The sequence below is a fragment of the Clostridioides sp. ES-S-0005-03 genome (assembly GCF_020658455.1).
Taxonomy (GTDB): domain Bacteria; phylum Bacillota; class Clostridia; order Peptostreptococcales; family Peptostreptococcaceae; genus Clostridioides.
Genome location: NZ_JACVWI010000001.1, coordinates 1081228 through 1099153, shown reverse-complemented (window position 1 = coordinate 1099153; position 17926 = coordinate 1081228). Strand labels below are relative to the sequence as shown.

19 protein-coding genes are annotated in these 17926 nt (G+C 26.1%); 15 read left to right on the top strand and 4 right to left on the bottom strand.

The features are described from left to right. The first annotated feature begins 25 nt into the window (after positions 1-25). The 3 genes from clpB to IC218_RS05295 all read left to right on the top strand — a co-directional run bounded on the left by clpB (position 26) and on the right by IC218_RS05295 (position 4174). A complete protein-coding gene (clpB, locus tag IC218_RS05305; RefSeq protein ID WP_227435070.1) occupies positions 26-2620 on the top strand; it encodes an ATP-dependent chaperone ClpB in 2595 nt (864 codons plus the stop codon). Positions 2621-2902: 282 nt separating this feature from the next. After that, entirely contained in the window at positions 2903-3373 is a 471-nt protein-coding gene (locus IC218_RS05300) for a methylated-DNA--[protein]-cysteine S-methyltransferase (protein WP_227435071.1), read from the top strand. Between the two features lie 660 nt (positions 3374-4033). After that, a complete protein-coding gene (locus tag IC218_RS05295; RefSeq protein ID WP_227435245.1) occupies positions 4034-4174 on the top strand; it encodes a hypothetical protein in 141 nt (46 codons plus the stop codon). Here the strand turns inward: IC218_RS05295 and IC218_RS05290 are convergent. Then, complete coding sequence (locus IC218_RS05290) at positions 4171-4542, bottom strand: helix-turn-helix domain-containing protein (RefSeq protein ID WP_227435072.1); 372 nt, start codon at positions 4540-4542, stop codon at positions 4171-4173. The genes IC218_RS05295 and IC218_RS05290 overlap by 4 nt on opposite strands. Positions 4543-5180: 638 nt before the next feature. Here IC218_RS05290 and IC218_RS05285 point away from each other — a divergent pair. After that, positions 5181-5438: a hypothetical protein gene (locus tag IC218_RS05285; RefSeq protein ID WP_227435074.1), complete on the top strand. Its 258-nt coding sequence runs from the start codon at positions 5181-5183 to the stop codon at positions 5436-5438. 260 nt (positions 5439-5698) lie between these two features. Here the strand turns inward: IC218_RS05285 and IC218_RS05280 are convergent, their stop codons facing one another. Then, a complete protein-coding gene (locus IC218_RS05280; protein ID WP_227482609.1) occupies positions 5699-6373 on the bottom strand; it encodes a VanZ family protein in 675 nt (224 codons plus the stop codon). A 263-nt stretch (positions 6374-6636) separates the two neighbouring features. Between IC218_RS05280 and IC218_RS05275 the strand changes: the two genes are divergently transcribed. The 6 genes from IC218_RS05275 (at position 6637) to IC218_RS05250 (ending at position 12604) form a co-directional block, all read left to right on the top strand. Continuing rightward, positions 6637-6936, top strand: coding sequence for a hypothetical protein (locus IC218_RS05275; RefSeq protein WP_227435077.1), 300 nt, complete (start codon positions 6637-6639; stop codon positions 6934-6936). A 145-nt stretch (positions 6937-7081) separates the two neighbouring features. Next, positions 7082-7477 carry a DUF5071 domain-containing protein gene (locus IC218_RS05270; RefSeq protein WP_227823975.1) on the top strand — a complete coding sequence of 132 codons (396 nt, stop codon included), beginning with the start codon at positions 7082-7084 and terminating at the stop codon, positions 7475-7477. Positions 7478-8188: 711 nt separating this feature from the next. Next, complete coding sequence (locus IC218_RS05265) at positions 8189-8842, top strand: TVP38/TMEM64 family protein (protein WP_227482611.1); 654 nt, start codon at positions 8189-8191, stop codon at positions 8840-8842. A gap of 156 nt (positions 8843-8998) precedes the next feature. Further along, complete coding sequence (ilvD, locus tag IC218_RS05260) at positions 8999-10654, top strand: dihydroxy-acid dehydratase (protein WP_227823974.1); 1656 nt, start codon at positions 8999-9001, stop codon at positions 10652-10654. Positions 10655-11012: 358 nt separating this feature from the next. Continuing rightward, complete coding sequence (locus IC218_RS05255) at positions 11013-11951, top strand: S8 family peptidase (RefSeq protein WP_227435084.1); 939 nt, start codon at positions 11013-11015, stop codon at positions 11949-11951. Between the two features lie 224 nt (positions 11952-12175). Next, a complete protein-coding gene (locus IC218_RS05250) occupies positions 12176-12604 on the top strand; it encodes a flavodoxin (RefSeq protein WP_227435085.1) in 429 nt (142 codons plus the stop codon). A 192-nt stretch (positions 12605-12796) separates the two neighbouring features. On the opposite strand, the gene IC218_RS05245 is transcribed toward IC218_RS05250, so the two are convergent. Together IC218_RS05245 and IC218_RS05240 are read right to left on the bottom strand one after the other, a co-directional pair. Further along, a complete protein-coding gene (locus tag IC218_RS05245) occupies positions 12797-13156 on the bottom strand; it encodes an aldolase/citrate lyase family protein (RefSeq protein WP_227823973.1) in 360 nt (119 codons plus the stop codon). Between the two features lie 5 nt (positions 13157-13161). Continuing rightward, positions 13162-13416 carry a hypothetical protein gene (locus IC218_RS05240; RefSeq protein WP_227823972.1) on the bottom strand — a complete coding sequence of 85 codons (255 nt, stop codon included), beginning with the start codon at positions 13414-13416 and terminating at the stop codon, positions 13162-13164. A 159-nt stretch (positions 13417-13575) separates the two neighbouring features. Between IC218_RS05240 and IC218_RS05235 the strand changes: the two genes are divergently transcribed. From IC218_RS05235 to IC218_RS21835, 5 genes are all read left to right on the top strand, one after another. Beyond that, the gene (locus IC218_RS05235) at positions 13576-13944 is read left to right on the top strand and encodes a MerR family transcriptional regulator (protein WP_227823971.1); all 369 of its coding nucleotides are present in this window, start codon (positions 13576-13578) and stop codon (positions 13942-13944) included. A 464-nt stretch (positions 13945-14408) separates the two neighbouring features. Continuing rightward, the gene (locus IC218_RS05230; RefSeq protein ID WP_227823970.1) at positions 14409-14771 is read left to right on the top strand and encodes a metal-dependent transcriptional regulator; all 363 of its coding nucleotides are present in this window, start codon (positions 14409-14411) and stop codon (positions 14769-14771) included. A gap of 11 nt (positions 14772-14782) precedes the next feature. After that, positions 14783-16447 (top strand): helix-turn-helix domain-containing protein, encoded by a 1665-nt coding sequence (locus IC218_RS05225; RefSeq protein WP_227823969.1) that lies wholly within the window; start codon positions 14783-14785, stop codon positions 16445-16447. 62 nt (positions 16448-16509) lie between these two features. Next, positions 16510-17262, top strand: a complete 753-nt coding sequence (locus IC218_RS05220; protein WP_227435094.1) for a sulfite exporter TauE/SafE family protein — start codon at positions 16510-16512, stop codon at positions 17260-17262. 368 nt (positions 17263-17630) lie between these two features. Beyond that, a complete protein-coding gene (locus tag IC218_RS21835; RefSeq protein ID WP_255612865.1) occupies positions 17631-17765 on the top strand; it encodes a hypothetical protein in 135 nt (44 codons plus the stop codon). The last annotated feature ends 161 nt before the right edge of the window (positions 17766-17926 follow it).

Here is a 17926-nt window from a genome sequence, read left to right as displayed (position 1 = left end):
ATAATATTAAAATGGAGGGATTTATATGGACGTAGAAAAAATGACTTTAAGAGTTCAAAAAAGTTTAAATGAGGCTTATAATGAAGCAGTAAAAAATCATAACCAACAAGTAGATGTAATTCATCTTTTTTCAGCACTTATTAATCAAGAAGATGGATTAATACCAAATATAGTAGAAAAGATGAATATATCAATAGATTCTTTAAGAAATACTGTAAACTTTGAAATGGATAAACTTCCAAAAGTATATGGAGAAGGAGCAGATTCACAAGGAGTGTCAGCTACTAGAAAAATAAATGAAGTACTTATAAAAGCAGAAAGTATTTCTAAAGAATTTAAAGATTCATATATAAGTGTTGAACATGTTATGCTTGCAATGATGGAAACAGAATCAAAATCAGTTGTTGGTAAAATATTGAAACAATATAATATAAATAAAAATGATTTTTTAAATGTTTTATCACAAGTTAGAGGTAGTCAAAGGGTAGAAACGCAAGACCCAGAAGGAACATATGATGCACTTGCTAGATATGGAACAAATTTAGTAGATTTAGCTAAAAAAAATAAATTAGACCCTGTAATTGGAAGAGATGAAGAAATAAGAAGAATTATAAGAATTTTATCAAGAAGAACAAAAAATAACCCTGTATTAATTGGTGAACCAGGTGTAGGTAAAACTGCGATAGTTGAAGGCTTAGCAGAGAGAATAGTAAGAGGAGATGTACCAGAAGGATTAAAAGATAAAATAGTATTTTCTCTTGATATGGGTGCATTGATTGCTGGTGCAAAATATAGAGGAGAATTTGAAGAAAGATTAAAGGCTGTCTTAAAAGAAGTTCAAAGTTCTGATGGAAAAATCATTCTATTTATAGATGAGATTCATACTATAGTTGGTGCTGGTAAAACAGAAGGCTCAATGGATGCAGGTAACCTGATTAAGCCTATGCTTGCAAGAGGAGAGTTAAATTGTATTGGTGCAACTACTTTTGATGAGTACAGAAAATATATAGAAAAAGATAAAGCACTTGAAAGACGTTTCCAACCTGTAATTGCAGAAGAACCTACTGTTGAAGATACAATATCTATACTTAGAGGACTTAAAGAAAGATTTGAGATACATCATGGAGTAAGAATTCATGATAATGCTATTGTAGCAGCAGCAAAACTTTCTCATAGATATATACAAGATAGATTTTTACCAGATAAAGCAATAGATTTAATAGATGAAGCTGGAGCTATGATTCGTAGTGAAATAGATTCATTGCCAACAGAATTAGATGTGGTTAGAAGAAAATTATTTACACTAGAAACTGAGAGAGAAGCTTTGCTTAAAGAAAATGATGATAAGAGTAAGACAAGATTAGAAGATATTCAAAAGGAAATAGCAGAGTTAAAATCTAAAAATGATGAAATGACTGCTAAATATGAAAAAGAGAAGAGTCAAATACTAGATATCAAAAATTTAAAATCTCAATTAGATGAAGCTAAAGGAAAAGCTGAAAAGTACGAAAGAGAATATGATTTTAACAAAGCAGCAGAGGTTAAATATGGTGAAATACCTAAATTAGAAGAGCAAATAAAGAAATATGAAGAAAGTATGAATGATGGTTCTGAAAACTCACTTTTAAAAGAAGAAGTTACAGAAGAAGAAATATCTAATATTGTATCAAAGTGGACAGGTATACCAGTAACTAAATTAGTCGAAGGTGAAAGAGAAAAGCTACTTAAGCTAGAAGATGAACTTCATGAGAGAGTTATTGGACAGAATGAAGCTGTTACAGCAGTTTCAAATGCAGTAATACGTGCAAGAGCTGGCCTAAAAGATGAAAGAAAACCAATTGGTTCATTTATATTCTTAGGGCCTACAGGAGTTGGAAAAACTGAACTTGCAAAAACTCTTGCTAGAAATTTATTTGATAGTGAAGACAATATAATTAGAATTGACATGTCTGAATATATGGAAAAACATGCTGTATCAAGATTAGTAGGACCTCCTCCAGGATATGTAGGATATGAAGAGGGCGGACAACTTACAGAAGCAGTTAGACGTGCACCTTATTCTGTAATATTATTTGATGAGATAGAAAAAGCACATGAAGATGTATTTAATATGTTTTTACAAATATTAGATGATGGTAGACTTACTGATAATAAAGGTAAGACTGTAGACTTCAAAAATACTCTTATAATAATGACCTCTAATATAGGAAGTAATTATTTATTAGAAGCAGGTGGAAATATAACAGATACTACTAACAGTCTTGTAATGAATGAGATGAAGCATAGATTTAAACCTGAATTTCTAAATAGAGTAGATGATATTATAATGTTTAAACCTTTAGACCAAGATAATATCAAGAAAATTATAGACATATTTATGGAAGATTTAAAAAATAGATTAAAAGAAAAAGATATTTCTATTGAGGTTACAGATTCAGCTAAAGATGTAATGGTGAGAGAAGGTTATGACCCTGTGTATGGTGCAAGACCTCTTAAGAGATATATAGGAAATACATTAGAAACTATAATTGCAAGAAAACTTATTGCTGGAGATATATATAATGGATGTACTATAGTTATAGATGGGCAAGATGAAAATATTGAAGTTTTAGTTAAGTAATAAAAGTCAGTAGAGCAAAATGTATGGTTTGATACATCACGCTCTACTGACTTTCTTGTTCATTAATGTTAATTAATTTATATATTTATGGTTTTAATAAGGAAAATATAATTAGTTTTATTATTTATATAATATAGGGTATTAATTGATTTTATATAAAACAAATATTTTTAAACATAGTAAGGTTTTTTTAGTAAAAGTTGATAAAATATATGATATAAATAAGTAAAACTATTAATCATAACTGAAGATAAAAATAAATATGGAAGGATATAGTGCTCAATGAAAAATATATTTTACTATGAAACTAAAATTGGGAAAATAGGAATATCAGAAGAAAATAATTACATTACAGATTTATTCTTTGGGATACAAGAATTATCTTGTGAAAAATATACAGTTAAAGAGACTAAAATTATAAAAGATGCAAATAAACAACTAAGTGAATATCTAAATGGTGATAGAAAAAAATTTGATTTACCATTACATCCATCAGGAAGTGAGTTTAGTAAACAAGTGTGGAGTGAACTTTGTAAAATTCCATATGGAGAAACAAGAACTTATCTAGAATTAGCGAATACAATCAATAGACCTAAATCATATAGAGCAGTGGGGTTAGCCAATAGTAAAAATCCTATTTCTATTTTTATACCTTGCCATAGGCTTATTGGTTCTAATGGAAGTTTAAGAGGTTATTTGGGCGGAATAAAAACAAAGGATTATTTATTAAAACTGGAAAGTGAAAATAAATAATAGAATTATATAGTAAGTACATATTGAAAAGATAATACTTATAATGAAAATTAACTTTATTTTCATTAATAATTAAGTTCCAATAATTAAGTTATGAAAACTTAAACTCTCAATAATAAAAATAGTTTAAAGCTAAATAAATTTTACTACACAAATATAAAGTGAATAACATAAATAAAAGATAAATAGTATTCTGTGAGAAAAATTTGAAGTGTAGTCAGGTAAATCTAGCCTCTTTAGAAAGTGGATTTTAATTACGTTTATAAATGGTAAAAAAATACTGATAATGATAGTTAGTAAACTATAATTATCAGTATTTTTTATACTTTATCAAGTACTAAAAAGTAGATTAAATAAACATAAAAATTTATATATTTATACAAAATTTTATAATAAGAATTATCTTAAAAAATATATAAAAACATAAAAAATATACAAAATTCTACAATAATAGATTTTTTTGTTATAATTACGAGTTTTTTATTGCATCTGTAGAATAAAAGTATTATTATATAGTTAAGATAATTATCCAAGAAAATTTTGGATAAGAGAAAAATATTTTATGAAATGAAAAAATCATAATTACATAATTTTTATTAAAAATTTGTTGGGAATCTTTGAATAAAATTAAGAACATAGGTTCGCTGGGGGATGGTGTATGTGGAAAAATCAAATACTACTATTATAAGAAAGGAAAAAATTAAAGACACAGGAATTAAATTAGATTTTTTATTGAGTGTAGATATTGATTTTTATGAACTGTTATTAGAAATATTGGAAAAAGTAAAAGAAGAGAACTAATTCTCTTCTTTTAAAAATCTCTTTATATAAGCATTATCAATCATTTTTTCTATAGCCTCTCTATCTTCTTCTTCAAGTGAATATATCTTTTCTAAAAGCTGCTTTGTTTTTTCACTAACTGATAAACTTTCTATTATTAATTTGTCTTCTCTATTTATTTTTGTATTTTCATTTATACCTAATAAATAATCTGTAGATGTCTTCAGTGATTTTGCTAATCTTACTATTATTTCACTTTTAGGTTCTCGCAGATTATTTTCATAACGTGATAAACTAGCTTCAGTTATACCAACTTTAGTAGCAAGTTCCTTTTGATTTATATTCAACTCTTTTCTTAGCTTTGCTATTCTATCTCCTAAACTTTCCATATGTACATCACTCCTTACCGAAATTATAAGTTATTTTGCTGAAAAGTAAAATAAAATTACCAAAAATATATAAAAAAAGAAAAAAGATAAGAAAAAAGATTGATAATTACCGTTTGTATATATATAATATAAATTATACAAATGGTAATTTATGGAGAGGTGATATGTTGAATGGAAACAAATCAAAATTAAAAATGATGCTATTAAAAAAATAATGAAAATATTAAAAATAAATCCTATAATACATTTATTTGAAGAAAATATAAAAATAAGTTTATAGAAAAGAGATATATATGTTGTAAAATATTGTGTTTTGATATAGATGATTTAATATACAAATGATTTGAATAAAAATTTTTATTAATACAATTACCAAATGTATAAATCAACATGGAAAGGGTGGTAAGGATAAGTTTTACTAAGTGAAATAGATTGTATAATGATGTTGGAATAATCAACAAATGATTTATTATGGAAATAAAAAAGAGAACTAATTAGCAAGGCTTTTAGGATTAAAGAAACTCTCAAAAGAGAAAGATGGTATATAAATATGTAATGGTAAAAGTTTTAATTATGTCAAAATAGTATATAACAAGGAAATGACTTAAAAATAAATTAAATATATTGGAGAATTTGAAATGATAATAATTAGAAGCCAGGATAAAACTAATTTAATGAAAGTTAGTAAAATTGAAATAAATGATAATCAAATATATGTAACATTTGAAGATATGTATAATACTAGGAAGATAGGATGTTATGAAAGTAAAGAGAGAGCAATACAAGTATTAGATAAGATACAAAATTTTATTGAGAATGGCACTGAATATGATTATATAACTGCTAATAAAGTTAGATGTAATGTAAATCGAATATTTCAAATGCCAATTAAGTAAGGTTATTATATTAGGCTATTCAGATTTGAAAATTATTCTAATAATTTTGTTGAAAGTGATTATAATTAAAATTTATTTTAAATATTGTTTTTGCTATAATCAAGCAGAAAAGTGAAAATAGGTATTATCAATAAGATAAAAAGTTATTGTTAAATATATTAAAGAATAAAATACCCTGTTCTTAAGGTAGTAAGAATGGGTATTTTATTTGTACATAAATATTAAGATAAAATGTAAAGCTAATAGATACATTAAATTATCTAATAAGTGATATAAAAATTATACAATAGAAATTCTCCTAAAACAGCTAATATTAAGTACATAATAGCTTCATTTTTAGGGAGGTTAATAGTTTTTCTATTTGTATCATCATCAGCTTCAACAGCAATTTCATCTTGAAGAATCTGTTCATATCGATGTGCAAAGATAGTCTTTTTACTTATATAATTAAATAAATTATCTATACATATCCATATGAAGTATCCCAAAATAGCACCTAGAGTATTCATCATCAAATCATCAATATCTGTGGTTCTATGATTAAATAATTGACAAATCTCAATTGCCAATGAAAAGCTTAGTCCAGTACATAATATGCTAATAAAATTTCTAAATCTTTTCCAAATCAAAGGAAGTAAAAATCCTAAAGGCATAAACATGATGATATTTAGAATGTAGGTTAAAGCACCACTTGAACTAAATGGAATTAAATTTATTTCATCTAGTCTAATAATTTCACCATATCTACCTATATCCCATATACTTCCAATACCTGCTTTGCTAAGTGCTAAGTAAATATAAAACAAAAAAACATAGACCCATATTAGATGTGTTACTAAATTCCTTTTTTCTTTTAAATTTACTCTTCTTATAACAATTATTTGGTATATTAAACAAGGTAATATTGCACAAAATAACGGATAAAGTGTACACATAATTTTAATTTATCTCCCTCCAAAATTTATATTTTTGACCTTATAAATACTATCTTTATTGTAATCTTTAAAAATAAACTTTTCTTTAATAAAACCTTAAAAATTTATTAACTTATAAAAATAAACTATGTATCCTTATAAGACTTAGAAAATTGAATCTTCTACACTTAATATGTAAGTATTTAAAAATTTTATCATATGTATAAATATTATAAATATATGGAAATAATAATAGTATATATTGGTAAAATAGGAGGAATTGTATGAAATGGATTAAATGGTATAGTATTACATGTATATGTATTTTTGCTCTTATAACTTTTTTTATGTTAATGTTTCCTAATAAAGTAAAAATACTTGATGCTTCATCTGCATATAGTTTTATTGAAAAAAAAGTGCCAAATAATGCTAGCTATCAAGGATACAAGAGGAATCAAATTGATGGTACTACTACAATTTATTATAATTATAATAATTCAACTCATGTAGTAAAATTATCACACCCTGAATATAATTCGAGAGCGATTAACTGGGATAAAGTTTCAAATATTATATTTGATTAACTTAAAATTAGTACTTATATACAAATATATTAAGTTATAATTTGTTTGACATTTGTAAATGTAGATATTAGAATCTAAACATAAACGATTTTTGTTTATCTTGAAGATAAGACAACTATTGTGTGTTAGACTGGAGAAATAGATTATGAAAAATGTCGAAGAACTACTTCCAAAAGATAAGTTTGATAACTGTAATATTGAAAAATTAAAATTATTATCTGATGAAGAGATAAAACCTATTTGTCTTAAGCTTTTAGAATGGATACAAGATTACAATTGGCCTGTTGCAAAAGATATATTGCCTGTATTGGTATTACATCAAGAAATTATTACTCCACTGATAATAGATATTCTTATCCCAGAGGAACAAGATGATGATTGGAAATATTGGATAATCGTATGTCTATTACCAATGTTCACAGATAAAAAACTTGAACCAATTATACCTTTTATAAAGAGAATTGCAGAAAAGCCAACAAAATGGGAAAATATTTCAGAAGTAGATGAGGTTGCGAGAAAATTATTACAATTAAGGTTATGAGTATTTTTGGAGTGTGCTTTATTAGATAAGATATGTATAATGGTTCAACTTTACAAAACTATGCTATTATGTGATATGCAGTTAAAAATATGGAATTTTAGAAAATAATTATTTTATGAAGGTTTATGGATTTATATATGAATATATGAAGATATTTTAGACTTATATTCTCCAAAAAATATTGTTGATAGAATACAAATAGCAGTGTATTTCTAATATACTTATATACCTAAAAACATTCTCTTAATGGGAATGTTTTTTATTTATTAAAAAATCAATATTTATTAATGCATGAAATAATAAAGCTCATATTTTCTAAAGAATACAATAAAAAATAATTATTTAGTTTAATTGTGTAATTTATTGATATCTTTTAGATTTTTTGTAATTAGTTAATATAAAAATGTATTATAATGATATTATTGAAACTTGAAAATCTGATAAAGAGATAATATCATAAGAAGTGATTACTATTAACTTTCATCTAATAAGTCTAAATCATATAGAATCTGAATTAACTAATATTAAAAATCTTATTTTAATTTTTGATGTAGGATTATTAACTTTGATGAAATTTTAAAAAGTCATGAAGAAGTTATTTAGATAGAATATAAATAAAGGGTTATTTATTGAAACTTAAAAAAGAAGATAAATAATAGAGATATACAATAAATACACATAGAAAGGATGATATTTATTATAAAAAGGAATTTGAAAGGAATTGTTACAGCACTTATCATTGTTATTTTTATACTCATTTATTATGCATTTTTTAGGGGTATTACAGCAGAGCAAATACGTCAATATGTGCAATCATATGGAAACTATGCACCCTTTGTATATATATTGATTTTCTCAATTTTGCCAATTACTTTTTTCCCAGTTCCAGTATTAGCATTGGCTGGAGGATTAGCATTTGGATTGTGGAAAGGGACACTTTATACGATAATAGGTGCAGGTGTTAATAGTGCAATTATGTTTATGATGGCAAAGGTATTAGCTAAGGATGCCATAACTAAGTTTTTAAAAAATAAATTATCACCATCTTTATGGAAACTTTTTATGGAGGCAGATGAGAAGAGAGGATTTTTTATTATATTTGTATTAAGATTGATACCAATTACTCCATATAATCTTATAAACTATGGAGCAGGGCTTACTAATATAAGATTTAGTAGCTATATGTTTGCAACACTTATTGGTATTTTACCAGGAACATTAGTGTTCTTAAATATAGGAGATAAAGCTATTGATATCACTAATCCTTCTTTTATAATTTCTATAGTGTTGTTGTTTTTATTAATAATAACATCTTTAATATTGGCAAAAAAGATTTCTCCAACTAGTATATCTAAGAGAGAATAACTATTTAATTTATTTGTATAAGATATTAATATAAAATAGTAATATTTTTATATTAATATCTTTTAATATTTTTTGGGTTTTTTGTAATTAATTGATATAAAAATATATTATAATAATATTATGAAAATTTTTAAAATATAAGAAAGAGGTAATACCATGAGAAGCGATATAAAAAAAGGAATAGAGGGAGCTCCAAAGAGAGCATTAATGTATGGAATGGGTCTTACTAGAGAAGAAATTGAAAGACCATTAATAGGTATAGTAAATGCACAAAATGAAGTGATTCCTGGTCATCTTCATCTTGATGAAATAGCAGAAGCAGCAAAAAATGGAGTGAGAATGAGTGGTGGATTACCATTAGAATTTCCGGCTATAGGAGTTTGTGATGGTATAGCTATGGGGCATGTTGGAATGAATTATTCACTTGCTTCAAGAGAATTAATAGCCGATTCTATAGAGGCAATGGCAATGGCACATGGTTTTGATGCTTTAGTACTTATACCTAATTGTGATAAAATAGTCCCAGGAATGTTAATGGCGGCTGCAAGACTTAATATACCAAGTGTTGTTGTAAGTGGAGGTCCTATGCTTCCAGGAAAAGCAAATGGAAAAGTATATGACTTTAACTCTGCAATGGAAGGTGTTGGCGCTTGTAAGGATGGGACAATGAGTGAAGAAGAGCTAGAAGTGTTGGCAATGAATTCTTGTCCTGGATGTGGTTCATGCTCTGGGCTTTTTACAGCTAATAGTATGAATTGTTTAACAGAGGCACTAGGTATGGGTATTCCATATAATGGTACTGCTGCTTCACATTCAGGAGAAAGAAAAAGAATAGCAAAATATGCAGGTATGTATGTTATGGAACTTCTTAAGAATAATATAAAGCCTAGAGATATTTTGACAATAGACGCTTTTAAAAATGCAATAACTGTAGATATGGCAATGGCTGGTTCTACAAATACAGTGCTTCATTTACCTGCAATAGCCTATGAAGCAGGAATAGAACTTAATTTAGATTTATTTGATGAAATAAGTGAAAAAACTCCTTGTTTAACAAAATTAAGTCCAAGTGGTAAGCATCATATCGAAGATTTACATATGGCAGGAGGAATACCAGCTATAATGAATGAACTTTCAAAGATAAAAGGAATAAATTTAGATTGTAAAACAGTAACAGGCGAGTCTATAGGAGAAAACATAAAAAATTGTGAGATAAAGAATGAAGAAGTAATACATACATTAGAAAATACATATAGCAGTCAAGGTGGCCTAGCAATTTTAAGAGGTAATCTTGCTGTAAATGGAGCAGTTGTAAAAAAATCAGCAGTAGCAGAGGAAATGTTGATTCATGAAGGTCCAGCAAGAGTTTTTAATTCAGAAGAAGAAGCTGTTAGTGCTATATTTGACAAAAAAATAAACAAAGGTGATGTTATAGTTATAAGATATGAAGGTCCAAAAGGAGGGCCAGGAATGAAAGAAATGTTATCTCCCACATCAGCAGTTGCGGGAATGGGGCTTGATAAGCATGTAGCACTTCTTACTGATGGGCGTTTTTCAGGAGCTACCAGAGGGGCATCTATAGGACATATTTCTCCAGAAGCTATGGAAGGTGGTTTAATAGGAATAGTTGAAGAAGGAGATATAATTTCTATAAATATACCAGATAAAAAATTAGAACTAAAAGTAAGTGAAGTAGAAATAGAAAATAGAAAATCAAAATTTAAGCCTTTAGAACCAAAAATAAAGCATGGATATTTAAGTAGATATGCTAAGCTGGTTACATCAGCAAATACAGGGGCAGTTTTGAAATAGTAAATATATTAAAAAAGTAGAGAATATTAAATACTAACAGGATATCTTAAAAAGTTTTTACTATAAATAAGATATCCTATTTTATTGTTTTAAATGTATAAAATATTTTATGTTCTACAAAAAGGTAAAGTATCTATAAAAGTAAATCTGTATATGTAAGCAAATCTTTATTTTGATATAACATATAAATTTTATTTTGTAGACAATAAAATATGACTCCTAAAAATAAAAAACATATCATAAATATAAATAGATGAGTATAAGCATGTAACTATAAATTAATAATTTAATTTATAGTTTATCACTTTAACTTGTTTATAATTTTTTATATGCAATAAAATTTTTAGGGGGATACATTATGAATAAAAAAATGAAGTTAATTCCATATGAGATAAATGAAAATTTAAGAGGAACAAAGAATAAATTTCCATATGGTATAAAACAAATGAATGCTAAAGGAATGTGGGAAGAGGGTTACACTGGTAAAAATGTTGTAGTTGGTATAATAGATACAGGTTGCGATACATCTCACCCTCTATTAAAAGGAAAAATCATTGGAGGTGCAAATTTCAGTGATGATAGTAATGGAAATAAAAATATATATGAGGATTTTAATGGACATGGAACACATGTAGCAGGCATTATAGCAGCATCTAATTATAATAATGAAGTTATGGGAGTAGCACCAGATTGTAAATTATTAATAGCAAAAGCATTAAATAAAGATGGTATTGGGACATATCAGAGTATAATTAATGCTATCAACTTTGCTGTAAGTAGTAAGGTAGATATTATATCTATGTCTCTAGGAGGGAATAAAGATGATAAAAATCTAAAAAATGCTGTTTTACAAGCAGTAAAAAATAATATTCCTGTAGTGTGTGCAGCTGGTAATAATGGAGATGGGGATTCTAGTACAAGTGAATATAGTTATCCAGCAAGTTATCCTGAAGTAATAGAAGTAGGTGCAATAAATGAAAATTATTTAGTTGAGAAATTTAGCAATTCAAATAGTACAATAGATTTAGTTGCACCAGGAAGAAATATTTTATCCACTTATATGGATAATAAACTTGCTATTATGAGTGGTACTAGTATGAGTGCACCCTATGTAACAGGTTCAATGGCATTGATTAAAGAGTGGGCAAGAGAAGAGTTTGAACGAAATTTTGATGAAGCTGAGTTGTATGCACAGTTGATAAAGTGTACAAGAGCACTTGGTTTGCCTAGAACAGAACAAGGAAATGGTTACTTATATTTAAATCTTTATAAATATAAGGGAAATACTAAAAGATAATCTTTGTTTGCTAATGAAAGATAAGGACTATATATTTACGAAATAAATGATAAAAATTATTTAATGAGAAATATTATCAATAAGTATTGATTTTTAAAACTGTGCATGATATTATATATTTAGAAAAAATAAAGAGATTTCAAATAAAGAAATCTTTTATTTTTTAAATTCTAGTTAGCTATAGCTAACTAAAAGAATGATTAAAAATATCGTAGGAGGTAAAAATGAATAAAATATATATTGTTTATTGGAGTGGAACAGGAAATACTGAAAAAATGGCAAATTTTGTAGCTGAAGGTGTAAAGTCAAAAGGTAAAATAGCAGAGGTTTTAGATGTAAGTTTATTGAAACCAAGCGATTTAAAAGGAGAAAATAAATTTGCACTAGGTTGCCCATCTATGGGAGCAGAACAATTGGAAGAAGGTTATATGGAACCATTTGTATCAGAATTAGAAGCAATGGTATCAGGTAAACAGATTGGATTATTTGGTTCATATGGTTGGGGAAATTGTGAATGGATGAGAGATTGGGAAGAACGTATGCAAAATGCTGGTGCTACAATTATAGGTGGTGAAGGAATCACAGCAATGGAAGATCCAGATGGAGAGGCAGAGGCTAATTGTATTGAATTAGGTAAAATGTTGGCTGAATAAATTTGTATGCTATAAAAATCTAATTTTTAAAAACTAATGATAATATTAGTATACATAACACTAAAAAATATTAATAGCATGATATATGTAATGAATATTTTATAAAAGATAAAATATTTAATATTTTGACTTCAATATATATTCAGTACTGCCAGATAACGATTTTTTATTTGTTATCTGGCAGTATGTTTATTAAGTATAAACTGAATAATCTGAGCTATTTAATCTTATGAAAGTTTTAATAAGTGTTGTAGAAAAATGTAAGGAAAAGGAGTAATAATGTGCTCCATTTATTGTACAAGAAATATAACCATCAACCTGTACTATCTCTTCAAGATTGTCATAGCCTGATTTTTGTTCAATTAACATCATTTTCAATGTTTCTTTATCTGCATTTTTAATATAGTTTAAATAATTCATACGTTCATAATACGAAGCACGTTGAGGGTTGCATCCTCTTATGCCTTTTGGTGGATAGGTACAAACTGATACTGCTTTTTGTGCGTCTTGTACTGTATTAATAAATGGAAAGCCTATAATATCTGTTCCCATATCCATTATACTCTAACAAGAGTAGGGTCACTATTTCCCAATCTAACCAAAGAAGCAGCACCACCAGCATGTGCTGCTATCATATGTTGCTGAATGTCTTTACGGTCTAAAGCTCCATGTTCTCCCTCAATCCATACAAAATCATATCCAGATAATCCTACTAATTCACTTACAGCTGAATCAGACAGTGAAACTGCAATCCCACAAAGTACTTTTCCTGCATTTAAATTTTCTTTAATCATAGTTGCATATTTTTCCATTTATATCATCCTTTCTTTTACAAATTGATTTTTACACTTCAAACTATACAACTTCAACCTAACTTGAAGTCAATATTTTTTATTGAATACTGATTGACTATTATGAAAGGAATTTTTATAATGTTATTATTCATTTAAAAGTTTAGGGAGGTAAAGAACATGCAATATTCCATGACTGAGGTATCAAAAATAACTGAAATTTCTCCATCAGCAATCCGTTTTTATGAAGAAAAAGGTTTACTACTTCCCATCAATAGAAAACCAAGCGGTGTTCGTTACTTTTCAGAAAAGGATGTAGAACGCTTGATATTTATTACAGAACTTAAAAAGTCAGGTTTATCTATAAAGAATATATATGAATGTTTTCATTTCTGTGATATGGGAGATGACACAATAGATAAAAGAATTTGCCTATTTGAGCAATATAAACAGAATATTCAAAATAAAATACATGTGTTGGAACATTGTATGGAGCAAATAGATGAAAAAGTAGCTTATCTAAATGAAAAAAAGGCAGTTAAGAAATAATTTCTTGTGCTCTTTTTATAACTATTTCTATTGAGGATAAGTAAATATAGAAAAAGGATACTAGTTTTTGATATTAACTTCTTAGAATTAATGGGTTGATAATAATTAAAATAGTGTGTAGAAAATGAATTAGTATTCCTGTCATTTATACCTGATTTTATGAAGGTTTTTCAACTATGTTGTCTATCTATTTATGTAAAGTCTCGTTTTTAATGATTTTTACATTATATATCAAAATCTAAAATGGGTTTTATTTTATATGATATTTCTCTATGTAATAAAAAAGAAAATTATGATAAGATATATTAATGTAAGTGATAAAAATACTTATAAGTGTAAAAGTGAGTATTTTTTTATTATATATGAACAATCTAGATTATGATGTTAAAACATACAGTTATACTTTTTTAATTAGTATGATAAAAATATTAGAATTGAATTATTATTGCTTGGGGGAAGTAGAAATGTATGAATCAAGAGAAAATTATTTAGAGACAATATTGATTTTGGAGAAGAAAAATGGAGTTGTAAAGTCTATTGATATAGCAAAAGAATTAAATTATAGTAAAGCAAGTGTAAGTAGAGCTGTAGGGATTTTAAAAGAAAGTGGTCTTATTATAATGATGTTTGATGGTGAAATTATTTTAACTGAGAATGGTAGAAAAAAAGCAGAAGAAATTTATGAAAAACATATTTTAATTACTAGATTTCTAATAAATACATTGGGAGTTTCATTCAATATAGCTGAAAAAGATGCATGTAGAATAGAGCATGTGATAAGTAATGAGACATTTGAAAGAATAAAAAAATATTTAGACAAAAACTAAGAGGTGAGCTTATGGAGTATTTTAGTGAGTCGAGTAAATATGAAGTGCAAAAATTTAATTGGGGAGAAGTTACATGGATACATGAGCCATCAAAAACACAATCTAATAGACTTAGTGCTGGAGTTGTAAAATTTTTTCCAGGAAATTGTCAAGAAAAACATTTTCATTTAAGTGAAGAACAACTTTTATACGTGATTCAAGGAGAAGGAATACAAATAATTGATGGTAGAAAGATTAATATAAAGAAATCATCAATAATCTATTGCCCACCATATTCAGAACATGAAATTATAAATACTGGTAAAAATGATTTGATAATATTAATCGCCTATGTTCCCTATAAATTTTCGAGCTTAAAACAATTACCAATCATGTTTTCTGAGAATAATATACAAGAATTAGTTAATATAAATATAATTGAAAATATTGCAAATCAAATATCTAATATACTGAAGCTTAAAATATCTATTTATGATTCAAAACACGAAAAAATATTTGAAACTAATGGAGACGTTAAATTTTGTGTTACTTGCAAAAATATAAGAACCTGTAATAGAAAACTTAATAAAAATATAAATAACGACAATTTTACTAAAATATATAATTGTGATTATGATGTTTCTAGTCTAGAGATACCGATAGTATTAGAAGAAAATATAATTGGGTATATAGAATGTGGAAATTTTATAATATATAAATCTATTGATATAGATAAAAAGTTGTCTATATTATCAAATAACTCAAATATAGATACAAAATATATAAATAAAATTTACAGTGAAATTCCATTAAATCCTAAAAGTAGATTATATGTATTAAAAGAAAATTTACTAATGGTAACTGATTTTATTCAGGAAATAGCGAAAAGAAAATTCTTTGAAAACCAACTTAGCATAAAGGATGAGGAAATATTAAAAAATAGAAAAGACAATATAAGGCTTGAAGATGCACTTAAAAAGGCTAATACTAGGCTGTTAGAAGAAAAATGTATTATAAGCCCTATAGAAATTAGTATACTTAATACTGCTGGTGGAGAGTATCCTTATGAATTAGAATTTTCTCTTGAGAAAGAAATTAAAAATATGAATTTAGAAGGTATTTGTAAATTAATAGAGGTAAATAAGAAAATACATAATAATATTAAGAGTATTGTTCAAGAGATGACGCTCATATTATCTAGAACAGTACTTAGAGATTTAGAAGATTTAAATCTTATTTATTATGTAAAAAATAAATATACTAAAAAAATATCACTTGTAAGTAGTGATGAAGACTTATGGAATATATTACTTGAATTTTCTAAAGAATGTATTGATATTAATAGAGACTTTTGGAGAAAAGATAAAGTAAATTTAATTGAAAAGATAAACGAATATATACAAAAACATTATAAAGAAAATATAAATTTAAATAGCATATCTGATGTATTTTTTATAAGTCCAAATTATTTAAGTTCTATTTTTAATGAAAATAATAAAATTTCAATAACTGAGTATATAAATATTCTTAGAATAGAAGAATCTAAAAAATATTTAAAAAATGGAAATATGAGTATAGCAGATATTTGTAAGAAAGTAGGATTTAATAATAGCAGTTATTTTTCACAAATATTTAAAAAATTTAATAATAGTACTCCAAATGAATATAGAAAAAATATATTGGACAATAAAAATTAAAAAGAAATTGTATAGAGTATATATTATAAAGGAGATTGAAATAGAATGTATGGAGGAATTTTATGTTTGTAATTACTTTTTTATGTATAGGGGGCTTTATAGCTGCTTTTGTAGATTCTATAGCAGGTGGAGGTGGGCTTATCAGTATGCCTGTTCTTATGGCTATTGGAGTACCAATACATCTTGCTATTGGTACAAATAAATTTGCAGCATCAGCAGGTTGTATAAGTAGTGCTTATAGATATGCAAAATCTGGCAAAACTAATAATGAACTTTTAAAAAAGTTAGTTCCTTTTACTATTATAGGTAGTATTTTAGGAGTAAAATGTGTATTATCAATAAATGAAAATATACTAAATGTTTTAGTTGTATTAATGATTTTAATAGTGGCAATTTATACTTTTGTTTCTAAAAATTTAGGTCAAGAAGATAGATTTGAAGGTATTAATAAGAAAAATTTGAGATTAGGAATGCTTATGGCATTTATAATGGGATTTTATGATGGTTTTTTTGGACCTGGAACAGGAACATTTCTAACTTTCGGATTTATAAAAATATATGGATATGATTTCTTGCATGCTTCAGCAAATACAAAAATATTAAACTTGACAAGCAATGTAACTTCGTTATTATTATTTATGATAAATGGTCAAGTATATTATAAAATTGCTGTATTGTTTGCATTAGTGATGATAATAGGGGCCTATGTGGGTGCTAAAGTTGCAATAAAAAATGGTTCAAAAATGATAAAACCAATATTTTTAGTAATGGCATTGTTTATGGTCACAAAGCTAATGTACCAGACATTGTTTTAATTAGATAGTTTTAATTCCTATAATTATTTATATATTATATAAAAATCTACAACCATTGTAGTTATATTAGTTATGGCTTTTTTATAGGATACTGATAATTAAAAACTTCAAGTGTTTTGTAGTTTCTAAATGCTCATTATAGTATATATGAGAACATATATTTCATGTTATTTTAAGATTTTCATGAGGTTAATGTTGTATAAATATGAATATATACAAATTTTACAAAAATTCTAATTATCTTCTAATACAGTTCATATATAATACATATGGAAATTGTAATATTATAATAGAAAAGTTATATAGTATAAAAATATAACTTTAATCTATGTATATGAAATATATAATAATTTGTAGGAGGAATATATATGAACATATCAAGAAGAGCTATGAAAATAATTGAACTGGCACAGAGAATTGCTAATAAAAGAGGTGTAACAGTACAAGAAGCTTGGAATGATGCCATAAGAGAATACAGAGAAAAGTATGAATATGTTGCATAAATAGTGCGCATTATATTTTAAATATAAGAAAGTTTATAAAATAAAAGGACTTAGAGTTTTGTTTCTAAGTCCTTTATTTTTTTGAAAGTAAAGTATTTAAATAAAACAATCTATGATTGAGATTGTTTTATTTAAAGCTAGTTTTAGAAATTTATATAATA